This window comes from Candidatus Dormiibacterota bacterium (assembly GCA_035635555.1).
In the GTDB taxonomy this organism is placed as follows: Bacteria; Acidobacteriota; Polarisedimenticolia; order Gp22-AA2; family Gp22-AA2; genus Gp22-AA3.
Genome location: DASQAT010000053.1, coordinates 1 through 5,201, shown reverse-complemented (window position 1 = coordinate 5,201; position 5,201 = coordinate 1). Strand labels below are relative to the sequence as shown.

Below are 5,201 nucleotides of genomic sequence, written 5' to 3'. Positions count from 1 at the left end.
GGCGCCTGGTCGACGTTACCCAGGATCTGGTGGTGACCGAGGATGACTGCCACACGCAGAACGGCGTGGCCATGAAGGCGCTGGTCGAGGGCGGAGAAGTGGTCGAGGCGCTGCGAGAGCGCATCCTCGGCCGCGCGCTCGCCATCGAGCTGCTGCATCCCGAGACGCAGGACGTGCTCTACGCGCCGGGAACGCTGATCGACGAGGACGCGGTCGAGCAGATCGACGCTCTGGGCATCGATGAAGTCAAGGTGCGGACGGCGCTTAGCTGCGACACCCGCTGGGGCGTTTGCGCGAAGTGCTACGGCCGCGATCTCGGCCGCGGGTCGCTCGTCAACGTCGGCGAAGCGATCGGCGTGATCGCCGCGCAGTCGATCGGCGAGCCGGGCACGCAGCTGACGATGCGCACGTTCCACATCGGCGGCACGGCGGCCGGCGGTTCGGAGCAGTCGAGGCAGGAGTCGAAGAACGCCGGGATCGCCAACTTCATCAACCTGTCCACCGTGCGCGGCAAGGGGGGCGACCTGGTCGTGACCAACCGCGCCGGATCGCTGGTCATCCAGGACGCGAAGGGGCGCGAGAAGGAGCGCTACTCGATCGCCTACGGCGCCGCGCTCAAGGTTTCGGACGGACAGTCGATCGAGCCGGGAGTCCTGCTCGTCGAATGGGACCCGTACACCCTGCCGATCCTCACGGAGGTGGGCGGGCAGATCCACCTCAAGGACGTCGTCGAAGGGGAGACGATGAAGGAGGAGGTGGACGAAGTCACCGGGTTCGCCCATCCCGTGATCCTCGAATCACCCGACGAGAAGAAGCAGCCGAAGGCGATCATCAAGGACCCGAAGAGCGGCAAGACCATCAAGGAGTACCTGCTGCCGGCCAAGGCCCACTTGATGATCCAGGACAAGGACACGGTCTTCCCGGGCAGCATCGTCGCGAAGATCCCGCGCGAGACCACCAAGACCAAGGACATCACCGGCGGGCTGCCGCGCGTCGTGGAACTGTTCGAGGCTCGCCGCCCGAAGGAACCCGCCGTGATCACCGAGATCGACGGCATCGTCCGCTACGGCGAGGTCGTGAAGGGGAAGCGCCAGATCATCGTGGCGGACGACGAGACCGGCGAGAACCGCGAATACGAAGTGCCCAAGGGCGTGCACATCAACATCCAGGAAGGAGAGCGCGTGCGCGCCGGCGACCCGCTCATCGACGGGCCGCGGGATCCGCACGACATCCTCCGCGTCAAGGGGAAGGAGGACCTGCAGCAGTACCTGGTCAACGAGATCCAGGAGGTCTACCGCCTGCAGGGCGTCAACATCAATGACAAGCACATCGAGACGATCGTGCGCCAGATGATGCGCTGGGTGAAGGTCGAGGAGGTGGGCGACACCGAGTTCATCGTCGACGAGCAGGTCGACAAGTTCCGCTTCCAGTCCGAGAACGAGCGCGTCCTCGGCGAGTCCGGGCAGCCGGCGACCGGCCGGCCGCTCCTGCTCGGGATCACCAAGGCCTCCCTGTCGACCGACTCGTTCATCTCGGCGGCGTCCTTCCAGGAGACGACGCGGGTCCTGACCGAGGCGGCCATCGCGGGCCGGATCGATTACCTGCGCGGGTTGAAGGAGAACGTGATCATGGGGCGCCTGATCCCGGCCGGCACCGGCATGGAGATCTACCGGCGTCTGCAGATCGCTCCCGACGGCCCGCCGACCGTGGAGGAGGTGGTTCCCGAGGGGGTCGAGACGCAGGCTCTGGAGGAAGGTCTGGAGCCCCGGACGGTCGAGGAGATCATTTCGGCGCGCCAGGACAAGGGCGTCGCGTAGAGCCGGGGCGGGGCGTCGTAAGTTTTTGCAGGGCAAGTTCTTGACAGCCCGGCGCCCCTTTGCTACTATCCGACGGTTTCACGGCCAGCCATGTCTCAGGTCGTAGGGCGCCGGGCGCAGTTCCCGGGCGCCGGGGGCATGTTGCGGCCGGTTCGGTGTGTTTCAGAGAGCGCGGTTGGGGACACAAATACACGATGCCGACAGTCAGCCAGCTGGTGAAGTGGGGCCGTGAGAGGATGCGGGGGCGGACCAAGAGCCCCGCGCTCGGCGCCTGTCCCCAGAAACGGGGTGTCTGCGTCCGCGTCTTCACGTCCACGCCGAAGAAGCCGAACTCGGCCCTGAGGAAGGTGGCGCGCGTGCGCCTCACCAATGGCATCGAAGTGACGACCTACATACCCGGCGTGGGTCACAACCTCCAGGAGCACTCCATCGTGCTCATCCGCGGGGGTCGCGTGAAGGACCTGCCGGGCGTGCGTTACCACGTGATCCGCGGCACCCTGGATTCGATGGGGGTCGAGGGTCGCAAGCAGAGTCGTTCCAAGTACGGGGCCAAGCGCCAGAAATCCTAGAAGCGCCGGGCGCTCGGAGGGGCGGCCGTCCACCCCCTCCTTACAGGACACACGCGGGGAGCCAGTCGTCTTCCCGGGAGGTTGTGCAGGTCATGCCCAGACGGGCGATGGTGTGGAAGAGAGAGACGGTCTCGGATCCGATCTACCAGTCTCCTCTGGCCACGAAATTCATCAACTGCATGATGGCGCGCGGCAAGAAATCGATCGCGGAGTGGATCTTCTACGGGGCGATGGACATCGTGAAGGACAAGACGAAGGACGACCCCATGAAGGCCCTGAAGCGGGCCGTCGACAACGTGAAGCCGCTCCTGGAGGTGAAGTCCCGGCGCGTCGGCGGGGCGACCTACCAGGTGCCGGTCGAGGTGAACCCGGCGCGGCGCCAGTCGCTGGCGATCCGCTGGATCATCTCGTACGCCGCGGGGCGCGCCTCCGAAAAGCGCATGCTCGAGAAATTCGCGAACGAAGTGATGGACGCGGCCAACAATCGCGGAGGCGCCATCAAGAAGAAGGAAGATACGCACAAGATGGCCGAGGCCAACAAGGCCTTCGCCCACTATCGCTGGTAACGACCATGGCGCGCCCGCATCCTCTCGACCGCTATCGCAACATCGGCATCGTCGCCCACATCGACGCGGGCAAGACGACCACGACCGAGAGAATCCTCTTCTACACCGGCAAGATCTACAAGCTGGGCGAGGTGCACGACGGCACCGCGACCATGGACTGGATGGTGCAGGAGCAGGAGCGCGGCATCACAATCACCTCCGCCGCGACCACGTGCTTCTGGCGGGACCACCGCGTCAACATCATCGACACGCCCGGCCACGTCGACTTCACCGCCGAGGTCGAGCGGTCGCTGCGGGTGCTGGACGGCGCCGTCGGGGTGTTCTGCTCCGTCGGCGGCGTGGAGCCTCAGTCCGAGACGGTCTGGAGACAGGCGGACAAGTACAAGGTCCCTCGCATCGCCTTCGTCAACAAGATGGATCGCCAGGGGGCCGACTTCGACCGCTGTGTGCGCATGATGAAGACGCGCCTGAACGCCCGGCCGGTCCCGATCCAGATCCCCTGGGGCCGGGAGGAGAACTTCCTCGGGATGATCGACCTCGTCGAGATGAAGGCGGTCCGCTTCGAGGAAGAGGATCAGGGGACGGGGTTCGCCATCGAGGACATACCCGCCGAGATGAAGGATGAAGTGGCGCGGCACCGCGAGCGTGTCGTCGAGGCCGCCTGCGAGTCGTCGGACGATCTCCTGCACAAGTACCTGGAAGGGAAGAGCCTCGAAGCGGGGGAGATCCGGCAGGCGCTGCGCAAGGGGACCATCGCGCTGCACTTCACGCCGGTGCTCTGCGGCGCGTCGTTCAAGAACAAGGGGGTGCAGCAGCTCCTCGACGCCATCGTCGACTACCTGCCGTCGCCCGTGGACGTCCCGCCCGTCGAGGGCACGCTCACCGACGGGAAGACCCCGGTGGTCCGCCGCACCTCGGACACCGAGCCGTTCTCGGCCCTGGTGTTCAAGATCATGACCGACCCCTTCGTCGGGCAGCTGTCGTTCGTCCGGGTCTATTCCGGAAAGCTGGCCACGGGCGAGCGGGTCGTGAGCTCCACCAAGGGCCACAGCGAGCGCATCGGCCGCCTGCTGCAGATGCACGCCAACAAGCGCGAGGAGATCAAAGAAGTCTGGGCCGGCGACATCGCCGCCGTGGTGGGCCTGCGCAACGCCCAGACCGGCGAAACGATCTGTGACGAGAAGTCGCCGATCATCCTGGAGCCGATGGATTTTCCGGAGCCCGTCATCAGGCTGGCGATCGAGCCCAAGACGAAGGCCGACCAGGAGAAGCTGGGGACCGCCCTGGGGAAGCTCGCCCAGGAGGATCCGACCTTCAAGATCAACACCGACCCGGACACCGCCCAGACCATCATCTCGGGGATGGGCGAGCTGCACCTGGAAATCATCACCGATCGCCTGGTGCGCGAGTTCGGGGTCGGCGTGAGCGTGGGCAAGCCCCAGGTGGCCTACAAGGAGACCATCCGTCAATCGGCGAAGGCCGAGGGGAAGTACATCAAGCAGACCGGCGGCCGGGGTCAGTACGGCCACGTCAAGCTCGAGGTCTCCCCCCTGCCCCCCGGGAGCGGCTTCGAGTTCCTCAACGAGATCGTCGGCGGCTCGATCCCGAGGGAGTTCATCAAGCCGGTCGAGGAGGGCATCAAGGAGGCGATGCAGACCGGCCCCCTGGCCGGTTACGAGGTGCGGGACGTTCGCGTCGTCCTCTACGACGGGTCGTATCACGATGTCGACTCGTCCGAGATGGCGTTCAAGATCGCGGGCTCGATCGGCTTCAAAGAGGCCCTGTCGAGGGCGCGGCCGGTGCTGCTCGAGCCGATCATGAGCGTCGAGGTCGTGGTGCCGGAGCAGTACATGGGGGACGTCATCGGCGACCTGAACTCGCGGCGCGGCAAGATCGAGCGCATGGAGCCCCGCGCGGGGACGCAGGTCATCACCGCGAAGGTGCCGCTCGCCGAGATGTTCGGCTACGCGACCGACCTCAGGAGCAAGACCCAGGGGCGGGCGAACTATTCGATGCATTTCGCGCACTACGAAGAGGCACCCAAGAGCGTCAGCGAGGGCGTGATCGCGCGCATCCAGGGCCTGGCCCGCTCCTAAGAGCGGACCGTTCGGAGGATGGAAATGGGCAAGGAGAAGTTTCAGCGAACGAAGCCGCACGTGAACGTGGGGACGATCGGACACGTCGATCACGGGAAGACGACGCTGACGTCGGCGATCACGATGGTGCTGAACAAGAAGTTCCCGAAGATC

5 protein-coding genes are annotated in these 5,201 nt (G+C 65.7%); all 5 read left to right on the top strand.

Annotated elements, in window-relative coordinates; all coding sequences use genetic code 11:
- A partial coding sequence (locus tag VEW47_15970; GenBank protein HYS06676.1) for a DNA-directed RNA polymerase subunit beta' occupies positions 1–1,817 on the top strand: 1,817 nt, incomplete at its 5' end.
- 194 nt (positions 1,818–2,011) lie between these two features.
- Positions 2,012–2,386, top strand: coding sequence for a 30S ribosomal protein S12 (gene rpsL, locus VEW47_15965; GenBank protein HYS06675.1), 375 nt, complete (start codon positions 2,012–2,014; stop codon positions 2,384–2,386).
- Between the two features lie 92 nt (positions 2,387–2,478).
- Complete coding sequence (gene rpsG, locus VEW47_15960; protein ID HYS06674.1) at positions 2,479–2,952, top strand: 30S ribosomal protein S7; 474 nt, start codon at positions 2,479–2,481, stop codon at positions 2,950–2,952.
- A 5-nt stretch (positions 2,953–2,957) separates the two neighbouring features.
- Positions 2,958–5,048 carry an elongation factor G gene (gene fusA / locus VEW47_15955; GenBank protein HYS06673.1) on the top strand — a complete coding sequence of 697 codons (2,091 nt, stop codon included), beginning with the start codon at positions 2,958–2,960 and terminating at the stop codon, positions 5,046–5,048.
- 24 nt (positions 5,049–5,072) lie between these two features.
- Positions 5,073–5,201, top strand: a 129-nt coding sequence (locus tag VEW47_15950) for a GTP-binding protein (GenBank protein ID HYS06672.1), incomplete at its 3' end; no start/stop codon positions are given.

Excerpts from the sequence above, each read along its gene's own strand:
- rpsL (HYS06675.1), top strand. The coding sequence starts at position 2,012 with ATGCCGACAGTCAGCCAGCTGGTGAAGTGGGGCCGTGAGAGGATGCGG.
- rpsG (HYS06674.1), top strand. The coding sequence starts at position 2,479 with ATGCCCAGACGGGCGATGGTGTGGAAGAGAGAGACGGTCTCGGATCCG.
- fusA (HYS06673.1), top strand. The coding sequence starts at position 2,958 with ATGGCGCGCCCGCATCCTCTCGACCGCTATCGCAACATCGGCATCGTC.